This window comes from Microbacterium azadirachtae, from assembly GCF_000956505.1.
In the GTDB taxonomy this organism is placed as follows: Bacteria; Actinomycetota; Actinomycetes; order Actinomycetales; family Microbacteriaceae; genus Microbacterium; species Microbacterium azadirachtae_A.
Genome location: NZ_JYIX01000030.1, coordinates 99,305 through 124,479, shown reverse-complemented (window position 1 = coordinate 124,479; position 25,175 = coordinate 99,305). Strand labels below are relative to the sequence as shown.

The following is a 25,175-nucleotide window of genomic DNA, read 5'->3' as shown; positions in this document are numbered from 1 at the left end:
GGGCGCAGTCTCGTCGCCCAGTTGGAGTCTCGCGGTGTTCTTCATCGGTCGGCCGGGATCAGGAAGCCGTCCGTGACGAGCGCGCGCAGGCGCGGCTCGAGATCGGTCCAGAGGTCGACGAGCGGCACCTCGAAGAGGTCCGCGAGCGCGCCTGCGATCTGCGTGACGCTGAGATCGCCGTCGCCCGCGCCCACGAATCCGGCGAGCGCGGGGTCGACGGAGATCGTGCGCCCGAAACCCCCGCCCTGACGCAGCTCGATCACGCTCGGCGCCTCCTGCCCTGGCATGTGGTGGCGGGCCTCGGTCACATCCGCGGCCACGAGCAGCACGTCCGGGATCCCCTCGGCGAGCGCGTCGTGCCCGGCGAGACCATCTCGGAGCGCTCGGCCCACGCTCGTCACGGGTTGCGGAAGCGTCTCGAAGCGGCGGAGCGGGCCGGCCGCGGCTTCGGCTCCGTCTACGGCCGCAGGTCTGCGGATCAGCACGTATCCGAAGCCGATCTCCGTCACGCCACGGGCGGCGAAGTCGGCCAGCCACGCGTCCAGCAGCGGCTCGAACTCGGCGTCGCGGGGCGTCGTGCCGCCGTCGCGGATCCACAGCTCCGCATACCCGAGCGGCGACAACGTCTCGCGCTGCACGACCCAGGCGTCCAGCTCCGGCGCGATCCACGACTCCAGGCGTCGGAGTCCGAGCGTGGATCCGACGGACTCCCAGTTGCCGAGGAGCTGCGCGGATCCGCCCGGCACGAGATGCGAGGGAGCCTGCCTGACGAACGCCTCGACGAGCGCGTCGCCCACGAGTCCGCCGTCGCGGTACTCGTATTCGGGCACGCCGGCGCCACGCGGCGTGATCACGAACGGAGGGTTCGACACGATGAGCCCGAAGCTCTCCCCTGCGACCGGCTCGAACATGCTGCCCTGGCGGAATTCGATGTTGCGCACACCGGCGAGCATCGCGTTGAGCTCGGCGTAGGCGAGGGCGCGCGCGGAGATGTCCGTCGCGATGACGGTGCCGGCGTGCCGGGAGACGAGAAGCGCCTGAATTCCGCACCCCGTGCCGAGATCCAGTGCCCGCTCGACCTCGAGGGGCATGACGAGCGATGCGAGGGTGCGGGAAGCGCCGCCGACGCCGAGCACGTGGTCGGGCGGCAGAGCGCCGCCCCCGTCCATGTGATGCAGCGCGAGCTCATCGAGGTCGCTCGCGATCCACCACTCCCCGACGCCGTCGGCGTCGACGAACGACTGCGGCCGGATCAGGGCGGACGGCACCACGCGTCCGTCCTCGCGATAGCCGAGGCCCAGAGTCTCGAGCCCATCGGCGCCCGTACGCGGGAGTGCCGCGGCGACGTCGGCTTCGGGCTGCGGCATGCCCAGCACGAACAGGCGCCCGAGCGTGGCCAGCGCATCGGTGCGGCCCTCGATCGCACGCAGCAGCGGCGAGCGGATGCCGCGGGCGAGGGCGTCGTCGGCCTCCGCGCCCCACGCGGCCCGCAACGGCTCCGAACGCAGGTCGGCGGCGTCGAGATCGGCGGCGAGCGCCGCGCACAGCACGGAATCGGGACGGGGCAGGAGGTGTCGGACCACGGCGTCAGCCTACGCGCGACACCGCGCGCGCGCCCGACGACGGGAGAGGGATGCCGCCCACTCTGCCCGCCTCCAGGGATCGGCGCGCCGCGCCGCCTAGAATCTCAGGGCCAGCACTCCCCTGCGCCCTGCGCGCCCGACGGATCCCCGATGACTCTCACTCAGACCGAACCCGCCCCCCTGCGACAGCGCCTGCGCCGTGCAGCCGGGGCACTCCTCGTCGCGCTGAGTCTGGGGTTCCCCCTGGCCGCGGCATCGCCCGCCGCGGCAGCGGACACGCCCACGCCGAGTCCGACGCAGACGCCGCAGCACGCGGGCGTACAGCTCGCGCTGCAGCCGGACGCGAACGGATCCTATGCGTCCGGAACGCCGCTGACGGCGACGCTCACCCTCCGTAACGACGCCACGACCGGCCTCGGCGCGGGCACCGTGCACCTGGAGCTCGGACGCGCCCCGCTCGGCGACCGCCAGGCCGTGGGTGCCTGGCTGGACGGATCCGGCGCCGCCCCCGCATTGAGCCCGATCGGCGATGTGAGCACCACGGTGCTGGACGCGGAAGGAACCTCGCGCACCCAAGTCGTGGTCCCCGCGACGGACGTCGGTGCGCTCGCACCCGGCGTCTACCCGTTGCAGGCCCGGTTCCAGGCCAGTCCGGCTCCGGCGGAGGAGCCCGCTCCCGTGCCCGCGCGCAGCGCCCTCGTGGTCGCTCAGGGAGCACCGGCGTCGGTTGTCACTGTCGTGCCCATCACCGCCGCCCCGTCCGGCGACCTGCTGAGCGCCGCCGAGCTCACCGCTCTCACCGCGCCCGCCGGCGCACTCACGGCGCAGTTGAACGGCGTGGCCGGGACTCCGGCTGTGCTCGCGATCGACCCTTCCATCCCGGCGGCGATCCGCGTGCTCGGCGCCGGCGCGCCCGCGACGGCGACGGCGTGGCTGGCACGGCTCGAGGCCCTGCCCAATGAGCGTTTCGCGCTGCAGTTCGGCGATGCGGATGCCGCGGCCCAGGCTGCGGCCGGACTGACCTCGCCTCTCGCCGTCGACGACTTCGAGCCCTTCCTCAATCCCAGCGGCAAGACCCCGACGACCCCCGCTCCGACCCCGACGTCGACCACGACACCCGGGCAGAGCCCGACGTCGCCGGAGGCGATCGCGGGCGCCCGCGCCGACCTCCTCTGGCCGCGCGGCCAGGTGACCGCTGACCAAGTCGCGACGATGTCGCATTACGGCGCGTCCGGATCGGGCACCGTGCCGATCCTCCCCTCGACGACGTTCACCGCAGGAGCGAAGGGCGCGCCTGTCGCCTCCCGCGGCGCAGTGAACGGGACGTCGGTGCTGGTCAGCGACGAGGCCGTTTCTGAAGCGCTCAGCGCCGCCGCCAAGGAACCGGACGCGGCGATGCGCGGCGGGGCACTGACCGAGGCGAACGCGATGCTGTGGTTCGACGCTCCGGGTTCGGCGGTTCTCGCCGGACTCGCCCGTGCCGACGCGCGGTCCGAGGAGGGTCTGTCCAGTGCCGTCACCGCGTTCAGCGGCGGACAGGACGGGCGACTCGACCGCGTGCTGTCCAGCGCGCCTGCGGAACTGACGGTCTCGACGGAGTCGGCGGAGGACCGCGCGGCCGCCGTGTCGGCCCTGAACGAGGACGCCGACCGCCTGGCCCAGTTCGCCACGATCCTGCAGCGCCCCGCCGACCTCACCGTGCGGGAGCGCATCTCGGACATGCGCCTGCTCGGCGTCGGCGTGCACACGACGCCCGACGACTTCGCCGCCGCGCTCAAGACGCATCGCGACGCGACGCGGAAGACCATGGGTGCGGTCGGGATCCAGCCGTCGAACCCGATCCTGATCAGCCCGAAGGTCGACGTGCCGGTCTGGGTGCGCAACGACCTGCCGTATCCGGTCCGCGTCACGCTCAACGTGTCCTCCAGCGACAGCCGCATCGATGTGCCCGCTACGACCGCGGTCGAGGCGCAGCCCTCGAGCACCACGCGGGTACGGCTTCCCCTCGAATCGCATGTGGCGAACACCGAGCTCACGTTGAGCATGACATTGACGAGCCCGACGGGCGTCGCGATCGGTCCGGCGCAGACGGCGCGGCTCACGATCCGTGCGGAGTGGGAGACCATCGGCCTGATCGTCTTCGGCAGCCTCGGCGTGCTTCTCATCGGTGCCGGGATCATCCGCACGATCCGCCGTCGCAAGTCCGCTGGCGCGAAGCATGCCGGAGACGGCATGGAAGGATCCGACGAGGCCGAGGACGAGCCGGGGATCTCCGCGGAGCGTCAGGCCCTCGCAGACGGGAAAGCCGGATCCGATCCGGCGGACAGGGAGACCGATGAGTAGCCTCGGCCGGGCGAGCGCCCTGCTCGCGGCGGGCACGATGGTGTCCCGCGTCACCGGGCTGCTGCGCACGATTGTGCTGGTCGGTCTCATCGGCGCCAACAGAGCTCCAGCGGCAGACGCGTTCAACATCGCGAATCAGCTGCCCAACGACGTCTACGCGATCATCTCGGCAGGTGTGCTCACGGCGGTCATCGTCCCGCAGATCGTGCAGGCCGCGGCGCATTCCGACCGTGGCAACGCATTCATATCCAAGCTCTTCACTCTCGGCACTGTGGTACTGCTGATCACCACCGCGGTGGCAATGCTCGCTGCACCCTGGCTAGTGTGGATCACCTTCGGCCGAGCACCCGAGGAACAGCAGGCGCTCGCGATCGCACTCTCGTACTGGTGCCTCCCGCAGATCTTCTTCTACGGCCTGTACTCACTGGTCGGCGAGACACTCAATGCCCGCCGGATCTTCGGCCCCTTCACCTGGGCACCTGTGGCCAACAATGTCGTCTCTATCGCAGGCTTCCTTGCGATCGGGGCACTGTTCGGCACCCCTCTCGAGCAAGTCAACCAGTGGACGCCGGACCGCATCGCCTGGCTGGGTGTCACGGTGACAGGCGCCATCGCAATTCAGGCGGGCATCCTTCTCGCGTTTTGGCCGCGCACCCAGCTGCGGCTGCGCCCAGACTTCCGCTGGCGCGGGGTAGGACTCGGCAACGTCGGGCGGATGGCAGGCTGGACTCTGCTCATGGCTCTCATGGGGCTTGCCGCCGGGATTTACCAGAACAACGTGGCATCCCTCGCGTCCGGCGAGGGTCCCTCGGTGGCGGTCATGAGCTACGCCTGGCTCGTATTCATGCTCCCCTATTCCATCATCGTGCTGTCGATCGGTACCCCGTACTTCACGCAGCTCGCTGAGCACGCGCACGCAGGCGATCATGACCAGGTGCGGGCCGACATCAGCCGGTCCATCCGAATCCTCGCCTTCTTCTTGATGGGTGCGTTGGCGGCCGTGGTCGCCGCAGTCGTCCCTACATCACGTGTGTTCACCACCGTCGGCAGCGACGCCCCCGACACCGCGCTGGTACTCCTCGCCTACCTCCCCGCGCTGATCCCGCTCGCCGTACTGTTCATCGTGCAACGCACGTTCTACGCCTACGGCGACACGCGCACCCCATTCCTGTTCACGCTCGTGCAGTGCGCGCTCATCGTCATCACTGCCTTCACCGCTCAGCTACTGGTCTCCGCCGACGCCATTCCGGTCGAGAACCTCGCAGCAGTAATCGCTCTCGGGCAGGCGCTTGCCAGCACGATCCAGACGATCCTCGCGGTCTGGCTGCTGCACCGTCGCCTCGGCGGCATCGGCACGGCGACGTGGATGATCGCGATCGGGCGTTTCGCGGTCGCAGCGATCCCCGCGGCCGCGGCGGGATGGGGCACTTACCTCCTTCTCGGCGGATCCGCGGGATGGGCCCTGGCATCGCAGCTGACTGGCGCGCTCGGTGCAGCGATCATCGCCGCAGTGGTCCTCGTCGTCTACATCGGCCTGCTCGCCCTGCTGCGCGCTCCGGAGCTGGACGCTCTGAAGGGCCTCGTGCGGCGCTTCGCGCCGTCCCGATGAGCACCGCCGTCCGCACGCCGTCATGACACGCTCCTACCCCGACACGATCGCCGCTCCGGTGACGCGTGAGCTCGTCGTGAAGAAGTCGCGCTTCATCGCTCACCTGGTCCCTGTGCGGTCCGTGGCCGAAGCGGACGAGGTCATCGGATCCATCCGCCGGCAGTACTGGGATGCGCGCCACAACTGCACCGCGATGGTGACCGGTGTGACAGGTGACCAGGCGCGGTCCTCCGATGATGGCGAGCCCTCCGGCACGGCGGGGATCCCGATGCTCGAGGTGCTGCGACGCCGCGGCCTCACCGACGTGGTCGCCGTCGTCACCCGGTACTTCGGCGGCGTGAAGCTCGGTGCGGGCGGGCTGATCCGGGCCTACTCGACGGCAGTCTCCGACGCTCTGGACGAGTCCGTACTGCTGCATCGTCGCGAGCTTCTCGAGGCGCGCGTCGACGTGCCCCACGCGGACGCGGGACGCATCGACAACGGTCTCCGGGACTGGGCCGGCACGCACGGATCCTCGTTCGGCGAGGTCGTGTACGGATCCTCGGCGTCGTTCACGCTCTGGATCCCTCTCTCCGACCGGACTGTGCTCATCGATGACCTCGCCGCACTGTCGGCGGGAGCCCTCTCCCCCGTCTTCGGCGGGACCCGCGTCGTCGAGGTCGCCGCCGACTGACGCCTGCTCGCCCAGCTCCGCGGAATGCCGCGCCGGTACCATGTGTTGAAGCGTGCGACAGCAAGGAGAAGCAATGCGACAGGTCATCATCATCGGTTCGGGACCTGCGGGATTCACCGCGGCGATCTACGCGGCTCGCGCGAACCTGAATCCGGTTCTCGTGGCGAGCTCGGTCGAGGTCGGTGGCGAACTGATGAAGACCACCGAGGTCGAGAACTTCCCCGGCTTCCCCGAGGGCATCCAGGGTCCCGACCTGATGGCCAAGATGCAGGAGCAAGCCGAGAAGTTCGGCACCGAGGTCCTCTACGACGACGTCACCGAGCTCGAGCTCGACGGCGAGATCAAGAAGGTCACCCTCGGCAGCGGCACGGTCCTCGAGGCCTCGTCCGTCATCTATGCGACCGGATCCGCGTACCGCACGCTGGGTATCCCCGGCGAAGAGCGCCTCTCCGGCCACGGCGTCTCCTGGTGCGCGACCTGCGACGGCTTCTTCTTCCGCGAGCGCACGATCGCCGTGGTCGGCGGCGGGGACTCTGCCATGGAGGAGGCGACCTTCCTCACGAAGTTCGCCTCGAAGGTCTACATCATCCACCGCAAGGACTCGCTCCGCGCTTCCAAGATCATGCAGGAGCGGGCCTTCGCGAACGACAAGATCGAGTTCATCTGGAACAGCGCGGTCGAGGAGGTCCTCGGTGACGACGCGACCAACGGAGTGCGCCTGCGCAACACGGTCGACGGCACCACCACCGACCTCCCCGTCGATGGCTTGTTCATCGCGATCGGGAACGACCCTCGCACCCACCTCGTGCACGGCAAGCTCGACCTGACCGCTGAGGGAACGATCTGGGTCGACGGGCGCACCTCGCGCACTTCTGTTCCCGGCGTGTTCGCGGCCGGCGACGTGATCGACCCGACCTACCGCCAGGCGATCACGGCAGCAGGATCCGGCACCGTCGCGGCGCTGGACGTGGAGCACTTCCTCGCGGCCCTCTCGGACGGAACCTCCGCCGAGTCGGTCCTCGTCTAGGCCCCGGGAACACTTCAGCCCCTCTCACTGTTGACGCCTCTGAGCGTCTCACGCTTTCACAAAGGAGAATCATGACTGCCAAGGCAACCAGCCAGGCGACCTGGGAGCAGGACGTGCTTCAGGCCGACGGCGCCATTCTGGTCGACTTCTGGGCCGAGTGGTGCGGTCCCTGTCGCATGGTCGCGCCCGTCCTGGACCAGATCCAGGCCGAGAACGGCGACAAGATCACCATCCTCAAGCTCAACGTGGATGAGAACCCCGATCTCGCCATGAAGTACCAGATCACGTCGATCCCGGCGATGAAGGTCTTCCAGGGCGGCGAGGTCAAGACCACGATCATCGGCGCCAAGCCGAAGTTCGCGCTCGAGCAGGATCTGGCCGCTTTCCTCGGCTGATCCCGTCGATGGCTTCCAAGCCCGCTCTCCTTCGGGAGGGCGGGCTTCGTCATTCCTCGGGCGATGTTTCACGTGAAACGTGTCGTTCCCCCGCGATGCCTCCCCATGGGATCCAGCCCTATCAGTCCGAGCGTTTCACGTGAAACGCTCGGGCTGACCCCCGGTCGTCGCGGCGACACCACTCCATCCCGGAGAGACCAGAAGGCTGGCTGTGGAGCTGCGTGCGGATGCACGCGAACTCGATCCTCTCATCTGCCTCACCCCCGGACAGGCGATGCTTGTGTGCCGATCACGGGGACCAGCTACGCCTGTGATTCGCGACGTCGTCAATGATCTGCTGCCCGGCCAACGCCCCAATCATGGCGAGGGTGACGACGTGGTCAGAGCGCGATGTTTCACGTGAAACGTCGCCGAACCCGGGTCAGGGACGTGCGTCGTCGGCGAGAAGGTCCCACCGACGGTACTTCGGGCCATCCCCGAGCAGGCCCCACACGATCGAGGTGAGCTCCGGGTAGTCGAGAGCGATCCGACGGAGAACATCGAAGTTGCCCGCCTCGTCCGGGCGGACACCACCGCTCTCGATGATCTCGTCGGCCCGCAGCAGGAAGACCACCAGCTCGTCGACGCTGGGCAGCTCCTCCATGAAGGCCCACGGGTCCTCTCCCCCGAGAAGCCGTTCCTGGACGAGGACGGCCAACTCATCCGCCGCTTCAGCGCGCAGCACTTCGAGGCTGGCACGGCGGGTCGGGGACTCAGTCACCCCTCAAGCCTACGCGGCGCCGGATGGACGAAGGCCCGGAGGATCCGCTCTCGCGGAGCATCGCCGGGCCTTCGACAAGGAATGGGAGTGCAGCCGTGCGCCTAGGAGCCGAAGCCTTCCTCACCGATCTCGGACAGGATGCGGTTCAGGTCCTGGATCGATGCGAACTCGATCTTGACCTGGCCTTTCCTTGCACCGAGTGCGATCTGGACGCGCGTGTTCAACCGGTCGCCGAGCTTCCCCGCGACATCATCCAGATAGGCACGTCGCGCACCAGCCTGCGGCTTGACCGACTTCGTCACGACGCCCGCCGCGGCGATCGTCTTCGCGGCTTCCTCCGTGGCGCGCACGGACAGGTCCTCGTTCACGACCTTGTCCGCCAGCCGCTGCATGAGGTCGGCGTCATCGAGGGAGAGGATCGCCCTGGCATGTCCGGCCGACAGTACGCCGGCCGCCACGCGCTGCTGCACGGGAACCGGCAGGCGAAGCAGGCGGATCGTGTTGCTGACCTGCGGGCGCGAGCGGCCGATGCGGTGAGCGAGCGCCTCCTGGGTGATACCGAAGTCCTCGAGCAGCTGCTGGTAGGCGGACGCCTCCTCAAGGGGGTTCAGCTGGGACCGGTGCAGGTTCTCCAGCAGCGCATCGCGCAGCAGGTCCTCATCCGCCGTCTCGCGCAGGATCGCGGGGATGGACTCCAGTCCCGCCTCCCTCGCCGCGCGAGTGCGGCGCTCCCCCATGATCAGCTCGTACTTGCCGTCCTCGTTCTGACGCACGACGACGGGCTGCAGCACACCGAACTCGCGCACGCTGTGCACGAGTTCCGCGAGGTCGCCTTCGTTGAAGTGAGTCCGCGGCTGACGCGGGTTCGGGACGATGTCGTGCGGATCCACGCGGATCAGACGAGCACCGGGCACGGCGATGAGGTCTTCCTCCGCCTCCGAAGCCTTCGCTGCAGGGGCGGTTTCCACCGCCACCTCGGTGCGGGCACCAGGGAAGAACACGTCGACAGGACGCTCTGTGGCATCCGAGGTGGGGATGAGTGCGCCGATCCCCCGGCCGAGTCCTGTGCGTTTGACCATCAGTGCCCCTTCTCGTTTTCGGATGCCCGACGGGCGATCTCCACTGCTGCTTCTCTGTAGGCGACCGCACCCACCGACTGTCCGTCGTAGGCGATCACCGTCTGACCGAAACTCGGGGCTTCCGAGACGCGCACCGAACGCGGAATCACGGTATCCAGCACCTCGTGCGGGAAGTGACCACGCACCTCCTCCGCAACCTGCTGAGCGAGACGGGTGCGTCCATCGAACATCGTCAGAAGGATCGTCGACATCGTGAGGTCCGGATTCAGGTGCTTCTGGATCATCCGGATGTTGCCGAGAAGCTGACTCAGGCCCTCCAGTGCGTAATACTCGCACTGGATCGGGATCATGACCTCGGTGGCGGCCGTGAACGCGTTGATCGTGAGCAGACCCAGCGAGGGCGGGCAGTCGATGATGACCACATCTGCAGGATGCGCAGCCAGGTAGTCATTGAGTGCCGTGCGCAGGCGATGCTCTCTCGCCACCTGGGAAACGAGCTCGATCTCCGCACCAGCGAGATGGATCGTGCTCGGAGCGCACAGCAGATTCGGCGACTCCGGGCTCTCCTGCACCACATCTGCAAGGGGCACGTCACTGATCAGAACGTCGTAGATGCTCCGCAGATCGGCGGTGTGCGGAACCCCCAGCGCGGTCGATGCGTTGCCCTGAGGATCCAGATCGATCACGAGGACCTTCGCACCGAGATCCGCCATCGCTGCGCCGATGTTCACGGCAGTCGTGGTCTTACCGACGCCGCCCTTCTGGTTGGAAATCGTGAAGACGCGGGTCGGCCCATCGAATCCGACAGTGACCGACTCCAAAGCTCTGCGGCGAGCGGTCAGATCCGCGAGTTCCCGCGCTAGGGGGGTGTCCACGCCGTATCCAGCAGTCGAGGTGCTTGAGGACTGTTTCACGTGAAACATCCACTCCTTTCGACGATCTCCGACGGGGAAACGACGGAATCTCCACTCTAACTTGCGCAGCCGACAATCCCCGCTCGCATCGACGAATCCGGGTGATGTTTCACGTGAAACATGGTGGCCTCCTGTCCACAGTGCGGTCGGACCGCCGCCTCAGTTCCGCAAATCGATGAGCACCCGGGCTCCGGGGTGTTCGGGTGACGAATGGGCGGGTTCCTTCCCGCTGCGCGGGCCCCTCCCGATATTCGTCACCCGAACACCCCTGCACCCTCCCCTGCCGAGAACGCTTGCCGTACGACGCGACGGGACGGGACGCCGGTGATGTTTCACGTGAAACGTAGCGACCGTGAGCACTGCCCCAGCCCTGTGTCAGCCATCGACCGTGATCAGCAAGCTAGCTCGGGCGATGAACCATCGAAACAGTCCGTCCTGGGGCGTGCCTGCCATGCCGCGAAGGCATCAATACCTCGATCCGCTGGGTCGCACGATGTTTCACGTGAAACACAACCGTAGGGCCTCCCACGCAGATCACGCGCAGCCGGCCCGTCGCGGAGGGAGGCGGAGGGGTGTGAGGCCTACGAATATCGGGAGGGGCCCGCGAAGCGGGAAGGAGCCCGCCGATTCGTAGGCCTCCCGCCCCGCAGCCCGGGCGCCACTCTTCGAGGCTTCGCAGCCACGAACGTGAGGGGACTGCCGCCTACGTGATGAGACTCAGCCGCGAACAGTCGCGCGCAGCACCCGTGTGGTCTCCGCGAGCACGCCCTCACCGAGCACCTCGACCCGGACGTCACTCAGCAAGAACTTCCGGATCTGCTTCTGAGCCGCGGTGATCTCGTTCTCGGCATTGATGCCCTTGAGCAGCACGAGCTCTCCCCCGTTGCGGGCGAGGGGCGCGGTCCACGGAAGAAGGGTGCGCAGCGCACTCACGGCGCGCGCCGTGACCATGTCAAAAGTCCCGGTCAGGGCCACTTCTTCCGCGCGCCCGCGGACAACGGTCACGTTCGAGAGTCCCAGTGCGGTGACCTGCTCGTCGAGCCAGGCCACACGGCGCTCCATCGGCTCGATGAGCGTGAACTGCACATCGGGTCGCGCAATCGCGAGAACGACGCCGGGCAACCCCGCGCCGGAACCCACATCCGCCACAGCGCCGTGGAACAGCGGGGCGGCGATCGCACTGTTGAGGATGTGCCGCGTCCACAGTCGTGGCACCTCGAGCGGGCCGATCAGGCCACGCTCCTCCCCTTGCTCGGCGAGTGCCGCGGTGAAGGCGCGGGCGAGCTCGATCCGGTCACCGAACAGCGTCGACGCGGCGGCCGGCTCCTGCTCGAGCTCGGACGACTCCGGTTCAGTCATGTTTCACGTGAAACGTCAGTGCCGGCGGATGACGGTGTGCCGGGTCGGACCCTCGCCGTAGGACTCGGAGATGAGACCCCGCTCCGACACGATGTCGTGAACCAGCTTGCGCTCGTAGCTGGACATCGAGGGCAGCGACGCCTGCGATGCGCCCTCGTCGAGCTTCGCCACAGCCGAATCGACCAGGCGCTCGAGCTGGGATCGACGGGCATCGCGGGATCCGGCCACATCAAGGATCACGCGGGAGAAGGATCCTGTGCTGCTCTGCACCGCGAGACGGGTGAGCTCCTGGAGCGCCTGCACCGTATCGGGAGCGGACAGCAGACGGAGACCATCGCCCTCAGCCTCGACCGAGACGTATGCCCGTCCCTGCTTGACATCCAGCGTCAGGTCGCCGTCGATATCGGCGATGTCGAGCAGACCCTCGATGAAGTCCGCGGCGACATCGCCTTCGTTCTCGAGATCCGACACGGTCGGCTCGGCGACATCCTGCTCGGTCATGCCTTGTCTCCGTTCGGGGTCTTGTCCTGGTCCCTCTTCGCGCGCTTGGCGCTCTTCGGCTGCTGCCGCTTGGGCTGCTGGGCCCGCAGACGCTCGGCGTCCTCAAGCATCTTCTGCTGCTCGGCCTGATACGCGACCATGGGCACGACCTTGCCCTCGGAGTTGATCGCCTTGCCCTTGCGAGCCAGACGCTCCTCCCGTGCCTTGGCGGCATCGGATCCGGGTGTCGGCATCTCTCGGAGCACCAGGAACTGCTGGCCCATCGTCCACAGGTTGCTGATGAACCAGTAGATGACCACGCCGAGCGGGAAGAACAGACCGGAGAAGATGAAGCCCAGCGGCAGGATGTAGAGCATGATCTTCTGCATCTGATACGCCTGGCCGGTCTTGGCCTCGGGCGACAGGTTCTTCGAGATGATCTGCAGCTGCGTGAAGAACTGGGATCCGATCATGAGAACGACCAGCACGACGAGGATCGCGACCGTGGTCTCCCAGCCGGCCGGCTTCTGCTGCACCGCGTCGGTGAGGCTCGTGTGCAGCGGGGCGACGCCGAAGAGAGTGGCGTCGTAGAACTGCTTGGTGAGCTGCTTCGTCAGCAGCCAGACACCGCCTTCGCCGGCCACGGCATGCTTCTTGACGTCACTCAGCGTGTAGAACATGCCGAGCAGGAAGGGCATCTGCACCAGCAGCGGAAGACAGCTCGACATCGGGGTCGTGCCGTGCCTCTTGTACAGGGCCATGGTCTCGCGACTCATCGCCTCGCGGCTCAGCTGATCGCGCTTGCCCTTGTACTTCTCCTGAACTTTCTTCAGTTCAGGGGCGATTTCCATCATCTTGCGCTGGCTCTTGATCTGCCGCACGAAGAGCGGGAAGACCGCCGCGCGGATCACCAGCACGAGGCCGACGATGGACAGCACCCAGGTGAGACCAGCGGCGCCCGGCATGCCGATCGCGGTGAACAGCCAGTGCCAGGCGACGAGGATCGCCTCGACCAGCGCTTTGAAGGGCCACATGACGATGCCGAGAAGATCGAAGCCACCGCCGGAGGCAGCGGGCGTCGTTGACGCGGCAAACAGGAGGTCGGAACCCACTGATCAGTCCTTTCGGGAGGGTACGACGAATCCTCGTGGCGTGAGGGCGTGTCGGAAATCGGAATGCGGTGGCACGTCGTCCACGCCGCCGTGGCTCCAGGGATTGCAGCGCAGGATCCGCCACGCCGAGAGGCCTGCGCCCTTCACCGCACCGTGCTGCTGCACCGCACCTACAGCGTAGGCGGAACAAGATGGGTAGTACGCACAGACATCGCCATAGAGCGGCGACACCACCGCGCGATAGGCGGTGAGGAATCCCAGCACGAGGTTGCGCGGCACCAGCGGCAACGCCCGCATCGCATCACCGGCGTGCAGGTGCGCTGTCCCCCGCGAGTACGCCGGCAGCGCGCTCATCGCACACCTCGATCGACGGCCCGTCCGAGATCCGAGAGCAGATCCACGAAAGGCGCCTCTGCCGCCGAGGGCAGGGCGCGGATGACGATGTCGACGCCGTCGGGCAGCGGCAACTGACGGGCGCATGCGTCCTTCAGGCGTCGCCGGACAGTGTTCCGGGTCACGGCGTTTCCTACTTGCTTGCTCACGATGAAGCCGAAGCGCACGGGGCGCTGCTCTCCGGTGTCGAGCACGGAGACGACCAACCGCGGCCCGCCGTATCGCCGCCCGCGCCGAACCACCATGCGGTAGTCGGACCCGCGGACGAGGCGATGCGGGCGGGCGAGCACGGTTTACGCCGAGAGCTCGACACGGCCCTTCGTGCGACGGGCCGCGAGGATGGCGCGGCCGGCGCGGGTGCGCATGCGGGCACGGAAGCCGTGCTTCTTGGCGCGACGACGGTTGTTGGGCTGGAAAGTACGCTTGCTCATGATTTCTCCGGAAGAGGGAAGCTGTCACCGGGATCGATGCGGCCGGAGACGGTGGACAAAGACTGCCGAAATGGCATAAGTCAACCGATTAAGGCTACGACGTAGACCTCCACATCGCAAACCGAGCAGGCGAAAGGATCATTATCCACATCTGTGGAGGGATCCTTCAACAGGGACACGCCGTCTGTCCTTCCCAGTCACAGCTTGCCCTTGCGGCCCAGGCTGACTACCGTGGCACGAGCAGTTATCCACAGGCAGCGTGTCCAGGTCCGCCCGCTGTGCCGAGTCGCCCGGGGGAACCATGTCCGCAGCCGCAGAGTCCGAGGTCCCCGTCTGGGACGAACTTCTTGCGGAGCTCGCCCGCGACGAACGCGTCACCGCACCCCTGCAGGGCTTCCTCAACCTGGCCGTGCCCGCCGGCGTGATGACGGCCACCCTCTACCTCGAGGTGCCGAACGATCTCACCGCGGGACAGATCAACAAGCGCCTGCGCCTGCCGATCATGGAAGCGCTCAGTCGCATCGGCGACGAGGTCACGTCCTTCCGCGTCACGGTCAACCACGACATGGTCGAGCAGCAGACCCTTCCGATCCCGGTCGCCGACTTCGTGCCAGGGCGGCAGGAGCAGACCAGGGTCGACTCCCCCATCGAGCAGCAGTCGACCCCGACCCGCCATGAATCGCGGCTGAACCCCAAGTACGTCTTCGACAACTTCGTCATCGGCCAGTCCAACCGGTTCGCGCATGCCGCGGCCGTCGCGGTGGCCGAAGCACCCGCGAAGGCGTACAACCCCTTGTTCATCTACGGCGGGCCGGGCCTCGGCAAGACGCACCTGCTGCACGCGATCGGCGACTACGCGCAGTCCCTTTACGCCGGGGTCAAGGTGCGGTACGTGTCGAGCGAGGAATTCACGAACGACTTCATCAACTCGATCGCGAACAACCGCGGATCCGCCTTCCAGGCGCGCTACCGCGAGGTCGACATCCTGATGATCGACGACATCCAGTTCCTGCAGGGCCGTGCGGAGACCCAGGAGGCGTTCTTCCACACCTTCAACCAGCTGCACGACCACAACAAGCAGGTCGTCATCACGAGCGACCTTCCGCCGAAGCACCTCACCGGCTTCGAGGAGCGGATGCGCAGCCGGTTCGAGTGGGGCCTCATCACCGATGTGCAGGCGCCCGACCTCGAGACGCGCATCGCGATCCTCCGCAAGAAGGCGCAGAGCGAGCAGCTGCACGTCCCGGACGACGTGCTCGAGTACATCGCCACCAAGGTCTCGTCCAACATCCGCGAGCTCGAGGGCGCGCTCATCCGCGCCACGGCTTTCGCGAACCTCAATCGCTCCGCGCTGGACATCGCCACCGCGCAGACCGCGCTGCGCGACATCGTCGACCAGGATGAGGACAGCATCATCTCGCCGACGGACATCATCACGACGACGGCGAACTACTTCAAGCTCTCAGAGGACGACCTGTACGGATCCAGTCGGTCGCAGCAGATCGCGACCGCACGGCAGATCGCCATGTACCTCTGCCGCGAGCGGACCAACCTCTCGCTCCCGAAGATCGGCCAGCTCTTCGGTAATCGCGACCACACCACGGTGATGTACGCGTACAAGAAGATCAGCGAGCTCATGAAGGAGCGTCGCGCCATCTTCAACCAGGTGACCGAGATCACCGCCCAGCTCAGCCGGCGCTGACACCCTCCGCGCTCAGCCCCTCTGCCCGGCCTCAGGGACGTCGGAGAGGTCCGTTCGGCGACCCGACGGCGAAATCCGGCATCCGCCTCGCCCGGAAGTCCACATGTGGATAACTTGGGGATATCTCGGGATCAGGACGGCGTGGGATCCCCATCCGGAGCCTCGATCTGTGGATAACTCGGGGAATCGGATCGGCGCACGACCCCCCGGGACCCCACTGTTTCCGCAGGGTCTCCACAACTCACATGTTTGTAGTTCCCTAGAGCCGCAAAGCATCCCCAGAGTTATCCACAGTATCCACAGGCGTTAACACTGTTAAGAACTCCTTTCGAATCTCGGTCCATCGATCACCACACGGTGCCCGGTTGGGGATGGATCCGGATCCGAAGCACTTCGACCTGGACCTGACGCCGCGTGGCATTAGCATGGGATCCCCTGGTGTGTGCCAGGGGCGGAGAAACGTGTCATCCTCCGCATCCAGTCGACGGAGGAGCGCCGTGAGGTTCCAGGTCAATCGCGATGTCTTCAGCGAAGCTGTGTCCTTCGTCGTCAAGCTGCTGCCCCAGCGCAACCCGCAGCCGATCCTGGCCGGAGTGCTGATCGAAGCCGGTGACGAGGGTCTCACCCTCTCGGCCTTCGACTACGAAGCCTCCGCGCGCACCACGATCGAGGCCACCGTCGACGAACCGGGCACGATTCTCGTGCACGGCCGCCTTCTGTCCGACATCGCCAGCCGACTGCCGAATGCCCCGATCGAGATCTCCGTCGAGGAGGACGGGGGCATCGCCGTGCGTTGCGGGTCCGCGCGGTTCACCCTCGCGGCCATGCCCGTTGAGGAATATCCCTCGATCCCCGAGGTCACAGGCACCAGCGGCGTCGTTCCGGCCGAGGACTTCGGCACCGCGATCGCGCAGGTGGCCTTCGCCGCTTCGCGCGATGACGTGACCCCGGTGCTGACCGGCGTCCAGCTCGAGGTCAGCGAGAACACGCTGAGCCTCGTGGCCACCGACCGCTATCGGGTGTCGCTGCGCGACGTGCCCTGGGACGGCGAGGCTGCGGAGCAGACAGCGCTCGTCCCTGCACGCACGCTGCAGGAGGTCGGCAAGACCTTCGGTCACGCCGGCACGATCCAGATCTCGTTCTCCGGTGCCGGCGATCGCGAGATCATCGCGTTCACGGCGGGCAACAAGACCGTGACGTCGCTGCTCATCAAGGGGAACTTCCCCCCGGTCCGGCGGCTTTTCCCCGAGCAGACCGACCACCACGCGGTCGTCAGCACCGCCGATCTCACCGAAGCAGTGCGTCGTGTCGCGCTCGTGCTGGACAGGTCCGCGCCGCTGCGGTTCACGTTCGACACCTCGGATGTGACGATGGACGCCTCCGGCGGCGAGCAGGCCCGCGCCTCCGAGTCGGTCGACGCGCACCTCAACGGCGAAGAGGTCACCCTCGGCCTGAACCCGCAGTACCTGCTCGAGGCGCTCGGTGCGCTCAAGAGCGAGTTCGTGCGCGTCACGTTCACCTCGTCCGACAACGCGAACAAGCTCAGCCCCGTGCTGATCACGAGCCAGACGTCGGTCGACCAGGCGGGCCTCGACTCGTACAAGTACCTGCTGCAGCCGAACCTGCTGCTCCGCTGAGCAGATGAGGCTGGACCCGATCGATCCCGCACTCGCGGGGCGGATCGTCGTCCGCGATGAGCGGCCGGGAGACGACTGGCATCCGGAGTATCCCTTCGCGGATGAACTCGTGCCGCTGCGCTCCCTCGCCTCCCGTGAAGCGGAGGATCCGGTCTTCACGCTGTACGCCATCCGCGATGACGACGGCGTCGCGGTCGGCGGCTTCGGATTCTTCGGCCCGCCGGACGAGACGGGAACGGTCGAGTTCGGGTATGGACTCGTCCCCGCAGCCCGCGGACGAGGTCTCGCCTCCGCCGCTGTCGCCGAGGGTTTGCGGATCGCAGCCGGTCACGGCGCGGTCCGCGCGATCGCTGACACCGAGGAGGCGAACCTCGCCTCCCTCGCCGTGCTCGCGCGGGCAGGCATGTCCGAGATCCGGCGCGAGGGCGGCATGGTCTACCTCGCTCGCGATCTCTGAGACGGATCCTCCGGCCCGAATCGGGTGTCGGGGCCCGCAGGTAAGGTTGCTCGGGTGATTGTGGAGCATCTCAGCCTCGTGGACTTCCGCAATTACGCGACCGCCGAACTCACGCTGCACCGCGGACCGAACGTGCTCGTCGGCCGCAACGGCCAGGGCAAGACGAATCTCGCCGAGGCGATCGTCTTCCTCGCCACCCTCGGATCGCACCGGGTCTCGTCGGATGCGCCTATGGTGCGCGACGGCCACGAGGCTGCGATCGTCCGAGCCCGGCTCGCGCATGGCCCGAGAAAAGTCCTGATCGAAGTGCAAATCAACCGTCAGGGCTCGAACAAGGCGCGCATCAACGGCGCGCCGGGGCGCACCGCGGACCTGCCTCGGTATGCGCACGTCGTGCTCTTCGCCCCGGAGGACCTGCAGATCGTGCGCGGGGATCCTTCCGCTCGACGTCGTTTCGCCGATCAGCTGCTGATCCAGCGCACCCCGCGCATGTCGGCCGTGCTCGGCGACTACGATCGGGTGCTGCGTCAGCGCACCGCGCTGCTGAAGTCCGCGCGCGCCCGCGGCATGAAGGCTGAGGCTCTTCCGACGCTCGACGTCTGGGACGACAAGCTCATCGCACTCGGATCCGAGATCATCGACGCGCGGTCCCGCCTCGCGGCCGACCTGCAGCCCGGTCTCGCGGCCGCCTACTCCGCGATCGCCGGGGAGGACCATGATCCGCGCCTGCACTGGGCCCAGTCGATCCGCGGCGGAGACCCGGAGGAGGGCGACGCCCTGCGACCGGATCAGGATGCCGCGGCTGGATCCACGGCTGGATCCACGGCCGATCTCTTCCGCACCGCCCTCGCGGCCAAGCGCTCGGCCGAGCTCGAGCGCGGGTTGACCCTGGTCGGGCCGCATCGCGACGACCTCGTGCTGCGGGTCCGCGACCTGCCGGTGAAGGGCTACGCCTCGCACGGCGAATCGTGGTCGATCGCGCTCGCGCTGCGCCTGGCCTCGGCCGAGCTCCTGCGCGCGGAGTCTCCCGCGGGGGATCCGGTCCTCATCCTCGACGACGTGTTCGCCGAACTCGACGCCGAGCGCCGCCGCCGTCTCGCCGGGATCACCGCCGGGTACGAGCAGGTGCTCGTGACCGCCGCGGTCGAGGAGGACATCCCCGAGGTGCTGCACCGTCACGTGGTCCGGGTCTCGGCCGGCACGATCACGGACGAACGTGAGGTTCGGGGCGGAGAATCGACGTTTGGGGCGCAGGATTCCACGGAATCCCGGCAGGACGCGCCCCAAAACGAAGAAGTGCGCCCCGAAACGCCTGCGACGACGGCAGCGGATCCGGCCGATCCGGCAGAGCCGGCGGATCCGACCGAGCCGGCCGAGCCGACGAACCCGGCCGAAAAGGCGGAGGATGACGGGCAGGAGGTGACCGATGATCGACCCTGAGCGCTCCGAGCCCGACGTCCCCGAGACCATCGCGACCTACCTGCGGCTGCGGGGGCTGAAGCCGAGCTCGAAGAACTGGAAGCGCAAGAAGCGCCTCGTCGACGACGAGAATGCGCCTTTCACCGCGGGACGGGATCCTGGCACGCTCGGCGACGTCCTCGCGAAACTCACCAAGGATGCGGGCTGGGAGGCGGCGCTGAGCCGCGAGGATCTGGTGCTGCAGTGGGCGGAACTCGCCGGCCCCGACACCGCGAAGCACTCCGAGCCGGTGTCGCTCGACGGCGGCATGCTCACGGTCAAATGCGATTCGACGGCGTGGGCGAAGAACCTGCAGTACATGCGCGCGGTGATCATCACGGAGATCGGGCGTCGGTATCCGGAGGCCGGTGTGCAGAACATCCGCTTCGTCGGGCCGGACGTCCCTTCATGGAAATGGGGCCCCAGAGTCGCTCCAGGGCGCGGTCCGCGCGATACCTACGGTTAGGACATGATCCATCCCGTCCTGGGGGACTTCAGGCGCGCAGAAGCGCGTACAACGAGACAGGAAGGGGTCTTTCCGATAGACTGGGCGTCTAGATCTTCGATGTGGAGCCTCCTCTCAGATGACGCCTGAAACCCCCTCTGACGCGAACGAATCGACCGCGAACGACTCGACCCAGACGGGGGCAGAAGCACCCGGATCCGCGACGACGCCGAGCGTCCCCGCCTCGACGGCGAAGCCTGCCGCAGAAGTGGAGTACGGGGCCGACTCGATCCAGATCCTCGAGGGCCTCGAGGCCGTGCGCAAGCGCCCCGGCATGTACATCGGCTCGACCGGTCCCCGGGGTCTGCACCACCTGGTTTACGAGATCGTCGACAACTCCGTCGACGAGGCGCTGGCCGGCTACGCCGACAAGATCCTCGTCACGCTGCTCGCCGACGGCGGGGTCCGTGTCGTCGACAACGGCCGCGGAATCCCGGTCGACCCGCACTCCTCCGACCCGACCAAGTCGACGGTCGAGGTCGTGCTGACGATCCTGCACGCCGGCGGCAAGTTCGGCGGCGGCGCCTACGCCGTCTCCGGTGGTCTGCACGGCGTCGGATCCTCTGTGGTCAACGCCCTGTCGACCCGTTTCGACGTCGAGGTCAAGCAGAAGGGCTTCGTCTGGCGGCACCGCTTCGCGGACGGCGGCGCCCCGCAGCAGCAGCTCGAGAAGGGCGAGGCGACCGACCAGACCGGAACCACCATCACGTTCTGGCCTGACGCGGAGATCTTCACCGAGACGGTCGAGTTCGAGTACGACACCCTGCGCACCCGGTTCCAGCAGATGGCGTTCCTGAACAAGGGCCTGCGCATCGAGCTGCTCGACGAGCGCGAGGGCGCGACGGTCGATGAAGAGGTCGACGGCACCGTCGTCACCCACCAGCGCGCCGACGTCTTCTTCTACGAGCGCGGTCTCGTGGATTACGTCGAGTACCTCAACCACGTGCGCAAGGCCGACGTCGTCAACGACGAGATCATCGCCTTCGAGTCGGAGGACACCGCCCGCAAGATCTCGCTCGAGGTCGCGATGCAGTGGACCACCGGGTACACCGAGAACGTGTTCACCTACGCGAACACGATCAACACGCATGAGGGCGGCACTCACGAGGAGGGCTTCCGCGCGGCGCTGACGACGCTCGTCAACCGCTACGCGCGCGCCAACAACATCCTCAAGGAGAAGGACGACAACCTCACCGGCGACGATGTGCGCGAGGGGCTCACCGCGGTCATCTCGATCAAGCTCGGCGAGCCGCAGTTCGAGGGCCAGACCAAGACCAAGCTCGGCAACACCGAGGCGAAGGCCTTCACACAGAAGGTGGTCGGCGACCAGCTCGGCGACTGGTTCGAGCGCAACCCGAAGCAGGCCAAGAACGTCGTGACGAAGGCCGTCGAGGCCGCGACCGCCCGGATGGCCGCCCGCAAGGCGCGCGAGACCGCGCGGCGCAAGAGCGTCTTCGAGTCGGCCGCGATGCCCGACAAGCTCAAGGACTGCACGAGCAAGGATCCCTCGATCAGCGAGATCTTCCTCGTGGAGGGCGACTCGGCCGGCGGCTCCGCCGTGCAGGGTCGCGACCCGCACACGCAGGCGATCCTGGCGCTGCGCGGCAAGATCCTCAATGTCGAGCGCGCCCGCCTGGACAAGGCCCTCGCCAACAAAGAGGTCCAGGCGATGATCCAGGCCTTCGGCACGGGCATCGGCGAGGACTTCGACCTGGCGAAGGCGCGCTATCACAAGATCGTGCTCATGGCGGATGCCGACGTCGACGGCCAGCACATCACGACGCTGCTGCTGACGCTGCTGTTCCGCTACATGCGCGGGCTCATCGAGGCCGGCTTCGTGTTCCTCGCGATGCCGCCGCTGTACCGCCTGAAGTGGACGAACTCGCCGCACGAGTACGTGTACTCGGACGCGGAGCGCGACGCCCTGCTCAACGACGGGCTCGCGAACGGCAAGCGGATCCCGAAGGAAGCGGGAATCCAGCGCTACAAGGGTCTGGGCGAGATGAACGCCAAGGAGCTGTGGGAGACCACGATGGATCACACCACGCGCACGCTCCGCCAGATCACGATCGACGACGCCGCGGCGGCCGACGAGATCTTCAGCGTGCTGATGGGCGAGGACGTCGAGTCCCGCCGCAGCTTCATCCAGCGCAACGCCAAGGACGTCCGCTTCCTCGACATCTGATCCGTCCTCCTCACGAGCGACGACGATCCACACGAGAGATTGATTCATGACTGACGACATTTCGACGGGCTCGACGATCGGCCCCGACGGGCACAACCACGGCAAGATCGACCAGGTCGACCTGCAGTCGGAGATGCAGCGGTCCTACCTCGACTACGCGATGGCGGTCATCGTCGGTCGTGCGCTGCCCGACGTGCGCGACGGGCTCAAGCCCGTGCACCGCCGCGTGATCTACGGCATGTACGACGGCGGATTCCGCCCGGACAAGTCGTTCTCCAAGTGCGCCCGCGTGGTCGGCGAGGTCATGGGGCAGTACCACCCGCACGGCGACTCGGCGATCTACGACACCCTCGTGCGCCTCGTGCAGCCGTGGTCGCTGCGCTACCCGCTGGCGCTCGGACAGGGCAACTTCGGCTCCCCCGGCAACATGGGCGCCGCCGCTCCGCGATACACCGAGACCAAGATGGCCCCGCTCGCGCTCGAGATGGTTCGCGACATCGAAGAGGCCACGGTCGACTTCTCGCCGAACTACGACGGCCAGACCGAGGAGCCCGACGTCCTGCCGGCGCGGTTCCCGAACCTGCTCGTGAACGGCTCGATCGGCATCGCGGTCGGCATGGCCACGAACATCCCGCCGCACAACCTGCGCGAGGTCTCCGAGGCTGCGCTCTGGGCGCTGCAGAACCCCGGTCTTCCGCGCGAGGAGCTGCTCGAGGGCCTGATCCAGCGCATCCCGGGGCCGGACTTCCCGACCGGCGCGCAGATCCTGGGCACGAAGGGGATCCAGGAGGCGTACCGCACCGGACGAGGATCCATCACGATGCGCGCGGTCGTCGGCGTCGAGGAGATCCAGGGCCGCACGTGCCTCGTGATCACCGAACTGCCGTACCAGGTGAACCCCGACAACCTCGCCGTGAAGGTCGGCGACCTTGCCCGGGACGGCAAGATCACAGGCATCGCCGACATCCGCGACGAGTCCAGCGACCGCACCGGTCAGCGTCTCGTGATCGTGCTCAAGCGGGACGCGGTCGCGAAGGTCGTGCTGAACAACCTGTACAAGCACACCCAGCTGCAGGACAACTTCGGCGCCAACATGCTCGCGATCGTCGACGGCGTGCCGCGCACGCTCGCGCTCGACGGCTTCATCACGCACTGGCTCGACCACCAGATCGATGTCATCGTGCGCCGCACGAAGTTCCGCCTGGCCAAGGCCGAGGCGCGCATGCACATCCTGCAGGGCTACCTCAAGGCGCTCGACGCGCTGGATGAGGTCATCGCCCTGATCCGCCGTTCGCCCACCGCGGCGGAGGCGAACGAGGGCTTGCAGCGCCTCCTCGACATCGACGAGGAGCAGGCGCAGGCGATCCTCGACATGCAGCTGCGCCGCCTCGCCGCGATGGAGCGCCAGAGGATCATCGACGAGGCGAACGAGCTCGAGGTGCGGATCGCCGACTACAAGGAGATCATCGCCGACGAGGGTCGCCAGCGCGCGATCATCCGCGAGGAGCTCACCGCGATCGTCGACCGCTTCGGGGATGACCGTCGCACCCACATCCTGCACGGCTTCGACGGCGATGTGTCGATGGAAGACCTCATCGCCGAGGAAGAGATGGTCGTCACGGTCACCCGCGAGGGCTACATCAAGCGCACGCGCAGCGACAACTACCGGTCGCAGCACCGCGGCGGCAAGGGTGTCAAGGGCGCGCAGCTGCGGGCCGACGACCTCGTCGAGCACTTCTTCGTGACCACCACGCATCACTGGCTGCTGTTCTTCACGGACAAGGGCCGGGTCTACCGCACCAAGACCTACGAGGTGCCGGAGGCCGGTCGCGATGCGAAGGGCCAGCACGTCGCCAACCTGCTCGCGCTGCAGCCGGATGAGAAGATCGCGCAGATCCTCGACATCCGCGACTACGACGCGGCGCAGTACCTGGTGCTCGCCACGCGTGGCGGCCTGGTGAAGAAGAGCCGCCTCGGCGACTACGACACCAACCGCCAGGGCGGGGTCATCGCGATCCGCCTGCGCGAGGACGACGAGCTCGTGAGCGCGTTCCTCGCCGACGCCACCGACGACGTCCTGCTGATCAGCCGGCACGGCATGTCGGTGCGCTTCCAGGCCACGGATGAGGCGCTGCGGCCGATGGGGCGCGCGACCGAGGGCGTCAAGGGCATGCGGTTCAACGGGGAGGACAGCCTGCTCTCCGCGTCGCTCGTCACCGGGGACGGGTTCGTCTTCGTGGTCACCGACGGCGGCTACGCGAAGCGCACTTCGGTCGACGAATACCGGGTGCAGGGCCGCGGCGGCCAGGGCATCAAGGTCGCGAAACTGAACGATGACCGGGGCATTCTGGCGGGGGGTCTGATCGTCCAGGAGGACGATGAGGTCCTTGTGGTTCTTGCCAGCGGCAAGGTGGTACGCTCTGCCGTGGCCGAGGTCCCGGCGAAGGGTCGCAACACAATGGGCGTCGTCTTCGCGAGGGCCGCCGAGGACGATCGGATCCTCGCGATCGCACGGAACATCGAGCGCGGCCTGGCCGACAATGAGGAGTCCGAGGACTCCGGCGCGGCCCCCGAGACAGAATCCCCCGAAGCCCCCGAAGGAACTGACGCATGAGCACGGTAGCCGACAAGCTCGCGAAGAAGTCTTCCCGCAAGACCTCCAGCAAGCAGGTGCGTCTGCGCCTGGTCTACATCGACTTCTGGTCGGCTGTGAAGCTGTCCTTCCTCGGCGCGGTCGCCATCGCGATCGTGACGCTGGTCTCGTTCCTGCTCATCTACCTGGTGATCGATGCCACGGGCCTGCTCACGAAGGCCGACGAGTTCGTCTCGGGCATCGCGGATGGCGCCAAGCTGAGCGCGATCATCGGGCTGCCGCAGGTGCTCGCGTTCGGATCCGTCGTCGCGATCCTCAACCTCATCGTGTTCACGGTGCTCGGCGCGATCGTCGCCGGCATCTACAACCTCGCGGTCAAGGTCACCGGCGGACTGCTGGTCGGCTTCACCTCGAACTGACGCATTCAGCGCGAAGGCCCGGATCCTCGGATCCGGGCCTTCTGCGTCCCGCCGGGGGAGC

At 67.3% G+C, this 25,175-nt stretch carries 23 protein-coding genes; 13 read left to right on the top strand and 10 right to left on the bottom strand.

Annotation, left to right across the window (positions count from 1 at the left end):
• Positions 1 to 41 precede the first annotated feature (41 nt).
• On the bottom strand, positions 42 to 1,583 hold the full coding sequence (locus RS86_RS06240; protein ID WP_152642099.1) for a DUF7059 domain-containing protein: 1,542 nt from the start codon (positions 1,581 to 1,583) through the stop codon (positions 42 to 44).
• A 150-nt stretch (positions 1,584 to 1,733) separates the two neighbouring features.
• Between RS86_RS06240 and RS86_RS06235 the strand changes: the two genes are divergently transcribed.
• From RS86_RS06235 to trxA, 5 genes are all read left to right on the top strand, one after another.
• Positions 1,734 to 3,926: a DUF6049 family protein gene (locus RS86_RS06235; protein ID WP_052680104.1), complete on the top strand. Its 2,193-nt coding sequence runs from the start codon at positions 1,734 to 1,736 to the stop codon at positions 3,924 to 3,926.
• Positions 3,919 to 5,535, top strand: coding sequence for a murein biosynthesis integral membrane protein MurJ (gene murJ, locus RS86_RS06230; RefSeq protein ID WP_045271337.1), 1,617 nt, complete (start codon positions 3,919 to 3,921; stop codon positions 5,533 to 5,535). The genes RS86_RS06235 and murJ overlap by 8 nt, the downstream gene beginning before the upstream one ends.
• Before the next feature lie 22 nt (positions 5,536 to 5,557).
• Positions 5,558 to 6,208, top strand: coding sequence for an IMPACT family protein (locus RS86_RS06225; RefSeq protein ID WP_045271336.1), 651 nt, complete (start codon positions 5,558 to 5,560; stop codon positions 6,206 to 6,208).
• Between the two features lie 73 nt (positions 6,209 to 6,281).
• A complete protein-coding gene (gene trxB, locus RS86_RS06220; protein ID WP_045271335.1) occupies positions 6,282 to 7,235 on the top strand; it encodes a thioredoxin-disulfide reductase in 954 nt (317 codons plus the stop codon).
• Between the two features lie 71 nt (positions 7,236 to 7,306).
• On the top strand, positions 7,307 to 7,630 hold the full coding sequence (gene trxA / locus RS86_RS06215) for a thioredoxin (RefSeq protein WP_045271334.1): 324 nt from the start codon (positions 7,307 to 7,309) through the stop codon (positions 7,628 to 7,630).
• Positions 7,631 to 8,051: 421 nt separating this feature from the next.
• On the opposite strand, the gene RS86_RS06210 is transcribed toward trxA, so the two are convergent.
• The 9 genes from RS86_RS06210 to rpmH all read right to left on the bottom strand — a co-directional run bounded on the left by RS86_RS06210 (position 8,052) and on the right by rpmH (position 14,158).
• Positions 8,052 to 8,390, bottom strand: a complete 339-nt coding sequence (locus RS86_RS06210) for a hypothetical protein (RefSeq protein ID WP_045271333.1) — start codon at positions 8,388 to 8,390, stop codon at positions 8,052 to 8,054.
• A gap of 101 nt (positions 8,391 to 8,491) precedes the next feature.
• Positions 8,492 to 9,469, bottom strand: coding sequence for a ParB/RepB/Spo0J family partition protein (locus tag RS86_RS06205; RefSeq protein ID WP_045271332.1), 978 nt, complete (start codon positions 9,467 to 9,469; stop codon positions 8,492 to 8,494).
• Positions 9,469 to 10,392: a ParA family protein gene (locus RS86_RS06200; RefSeq protein WP_045271331.1), complete on the bottom strand. Its 924-nt coding sequence runs from the start codon at positions 10,390 to 10,392 to the stop codon at positions 9,469 to 9,471. The genes RS86_RS06205 and RS86_RS06200 overlap by 1 nt, the downstream gene beginning before the upstream one ends.
• A gap of 708 nt (positions 10,393 to 11,100) precedes the next feature.
• A complete protein-coding gene (rsmG, locus tag RS86_RS06195) occupies positions 11,101 to 11,742 on the bottom strand; it encodes a 16S rRNA (guanine(527)-N(7))-methyltransferase RsmG (RefSeq protein WP_045271330.1) in 642 nt (213 codons plus the stop codon).
• A 15-nt stretch (positions 11,743 to 11,757) separates the two neighbouring features.
• Positions 11,758 to 12,243, bottom strand: coding sequence for a protein jag (locus RS86_RS06190; RefSeq protein WP_045271329.1), 486 nt, complete (start codon positions 12,241 to 12,243; stop codon positions 11,758 to 11,760).
• On the bottom strand, positions 12,240 to 13,334 hold the full coding sequence (gene yidC, locus RS86_RS06185) for a membrane protein insertase YidC (protein WP_045271328.1): 1,095 nt from the start codon (positions 13,332 to 13,334) through the stop codon (positions 12,240 to 12,242). Before yidC ends, RS86_RS06190 begins: the two co-directional genes overlap by 4 nt.
• Before the next feature lie 3 nt (positions 13,335 to 13,337).
• On the bottom strand, positions 13,338 to 13,688 hold the full coding sequence (gene yidD, locus RS86_RS20115; RefSeq protein ID WP_082076610.1) for a membrane protein insertion efficiency factor YidD: 351 nt from the start codon (positions 13,686 to 13,688) through the stop codon (positions 13,338 to 13,340).
• Positions 13,685 to 14,017 carry a ribonuclease P protein component gene (rnpA, locus tag RS86_RS06180; protein WP_045271327.1) on the bottom strand — a complete coding sequence of 111 codons (333 nt, stop codon included), beginning with the start codon at positions 14,015 to 14,017 and terminating at the stop codon, positions 13,685 to 13,687. The genes yidD and rnpA overlap by 4 nt, the downstream gene beginning before the upstream one ends.
• Before the next feature lie 3 nt (positions 14,018 to 14,020).
• Positions 14,021 to 14,158, bottom strand: a complete 138-nt coding sequence (gene rpmH, locus RS86_RS06175) for a 50S ribosomal protein L34 (protein WP_045271326.1) — start codon at positions 14,156 to 14,158, stop codon at positions 14,021 to 14,023.
• Positions 14,159 to 14,459: 301 nt separating this feature from the next.
• On the opposite strand from rpmH, the gene dnaA reads away from it, so the two are divergent.
• The 8 genes from dnaA (at position 14,460) to RS86_RS06135 (ending at position 25,114) form a co-directional block, all read left to right on the top strand.
• Positions 14,460 to 15,860, top strand: coding sequence for a chromosomal replication initiator protein DnaA (gene dnaA / locus RS86_RS06170; RefSeq protein WP_045271325.1), 1,401 nt, complete (start codon positions 14,460 to 14,462; stop codon positions 15,858 to 15,860).
• Between the two features lie 497 nt (positions 15,861 to 16,357).
• Positions 16,358 to 17,497 carry a DNA polymerase III subunit beta gene (dnaN, locus tag RS86_RS06165; RefSeq protein ID WP_045271324.1) on the top strand — a complete coding sequence of 380 codons (1,140 nt, stop codon included), beginning with the start codon at positions 16,358 to 16,360 and terminating at the stop codon, positions 17,495 to 17,497.
• Positions 17,498 to 17,501: 4 nt separating this feature from the next.
• A complete protein-coding gene (locus RS86_RS06160) occupies positions 17,502 to 17,954 on the top strand; it encodes a GNAT family N-acetyltransferase (protein WP_045271323.1) in 453 nt (150 codons plus the stop codon).
• A gap of 54 nt (positions 17,955 to 18,008) precedes the next feature.
• Positions 18,009 to 19,394 carry a DNA replication/repair protein RecF gene (gene recF, locus RS86_RS06155; RefSeq protein WP_327037091.1) on the top strand — a complete coding sequence of 462 codons (1,386 nt, stop codon included), beginning with the start codon at positions 18,009 to 18,011 and terminating at the stop codon, positions 19,392 to 19,394.
• Positions 19,381 to 19,878 (top strand): DUF721 domain-containing protein, encoded by a 498-nt coding sequence (locus tag RS86_RS06150; protein WP_045271322.1) that lies wholly within the window; start codon positions 19,381 to 19,383, stop codon positions 19,876 to 19,878. Before recF ends, RS86_RS06150 begins: the two co-directional genes overlap by 14 nt.
• 118 nt (positions 19,879 to 19,996) lie before the next feature.
• The gene (gene gyrB / locus RS86_RS06145) at positions 19,997 to 22,102 is read left to right on the top strand and encodes a DNA topoisomerase (ATP-hydrolyzing) subunit B (protein WP_082076609.1); all 2,106 of its coding nucleotides are present in this window, start codon (positions 19,997 to 19,999) and stop codon (positions 22,100 to 22,102) included.
• Between the two features lie 46 nt (positions 22,103 to 22,148).
• Positions 22,149 to 24,716, top strand: a complete 2,568-nt coding sequence (gene gyrA / locus RS86_RS06140; RefSeq protein WP_045271321.1) for a DNA gyrase subunit A — start codon at positions 22,149 to 22,151, stop codon at positions 24,714 to 24,716.
• On the top strand, positions 24,713 to 25,114 hold the full coding sequence (locus RS86_RS06135; protein WP_045271320.1) for a DUF3566 domain-containing protein: 402 nt from the start codon (positions 24,713 to 24,715) through the stop codon (positions 25,112 to 25,114). Before gyrA ends, RS86_RS06135 begins: the two co-directional genes overlap by 4 nt.
• Positions 25,115 to 25,175 lie beyond the last annotated feature (61 nt).

What these genes read in the sequence shown, in the direction of transcription:
- RS86_RS06235 (WP_052680104.1), top strand. Translation starts at nt 1,734, where the DNA reads ATGACTCTCACTCAGACCGAACCCGCCCCCCTGCGACAGCGCCTGCGC.
- murJ (WP_045271337.1), top strand. Translation starts at nt 3,919, where the DNA reads ATGAGTAGCCTCGGCCGGGCGAGCGCCCTGCTCGCGGCGGGCACGATG.
- RS86_RS06225 (WP_045271336.1), top strand. Translation starts at nt 5,558, where the DNA reads ATGACACGCTCCTACCCCGACACGATCGCCGCTCCGGTGACGCGTGAG.
- trxB (WP_045271335.1), top strand. Translation starts at nt 6,282, where the DNA reads ATGCGACAGGTCATCATCATCGGTTCGGGACCTGCGGGATTCACCGCG.
- trxA (WP_045271334.1), top strand. Translation starts at nt 7,307, where the DNA reads ATGACTGCCAAGGCAACCAGCCAGGCGACCTGGGAGCAGGACGTGCTT.
- RS86_RS06205 (WP_045271332.1), bottom strand. Translation starts at nt 9,469, where the DNA reads ATGGTCAAACGCACAGGACTCGGCCGGGGGATCGGCGCACTCATCCCC.
- RS86_RS06200 (WP_045271331.1), bottom strand. Translation starts at nt 10,392, where the DNA reads ATGTTTCACGTGAAACAGTCCTCAAGCACCTCGACTGCTGGATACGGC.
- rsmG (WP_045271330.1), bottom strand. Translation starts at nt 11,742, where the DNA reads ATGACTGAACCGGAGTCGTCCGAGCTCGAGCAGGAGCCGGCCGCCGCG.
- RS86_RS06190 (WP_045271329.1), bottom strand. Translation starts at nt 12,243, where the DNA reads ATGACCGAGCAGGATGTCGCCGAGCCGACCGTGTCGGATCTCGAGAAC.
- yidD (WP_082076610.1), bottom strand. Translation starts at nt 13,688, where the DNA reads ATGAGCGCGCTGCCGGCGTACTCGCGGGGGACAGCGCACCTGCACGCC.
- rpmH (WP_045271326.1), bottom strand. Translation starts at nt 14,158, where the DNA reads ATGAGCAAGCGTACTTTCCAGCCCAACAACCGTCGTCGCGCCAAGAAG.
- dnaA (WP_045271325.1), top strand. Translation starts at nt 14,460, where the DNA reads ATGTCCGCAGCCGCAGAGTCCGAGGTCCCCGTCTGGGACGAACTTCTT.
- RS86_RS06160 (WP_045271323.1), top strand. Translation starts at nt 17,502, where the DNA reads ATGAGGCTGGACCCGATCGATCCCGCACTCGCGGGGCGGATCGTCGTC.
- RS86_RS06150 (WP_045271322.1), top strand. Translation starts at nt 19,381, where the DNA reads ATGATCGACCCTGAGCGCTCCGAGCCCGACGTCCCCGAGACCATCGCG.
- gyrB (WP_082076609.1), top strand. Translation starts at nt 19,997, where the DNA reads ATGACGCCTGAAACCCCCTCTGACGCGAACGAATCGACCGCGAACGAC.
- gyrA (WP_045271321.1), top strand. Translation starts at nt 22,149, where the DNA reads ATGACTGACGACATTTCGACGGGCTCGACGATCGGCCCCGACGGGCAC.
- RS86_RS06135 (WP_045271320.1), top strand. Translation starts at nt 24,713, where the DNA reads ATGAGCACGGTAGCCGACAAGCTCGCGAAGAAGTCTTCCCGCAAGACC.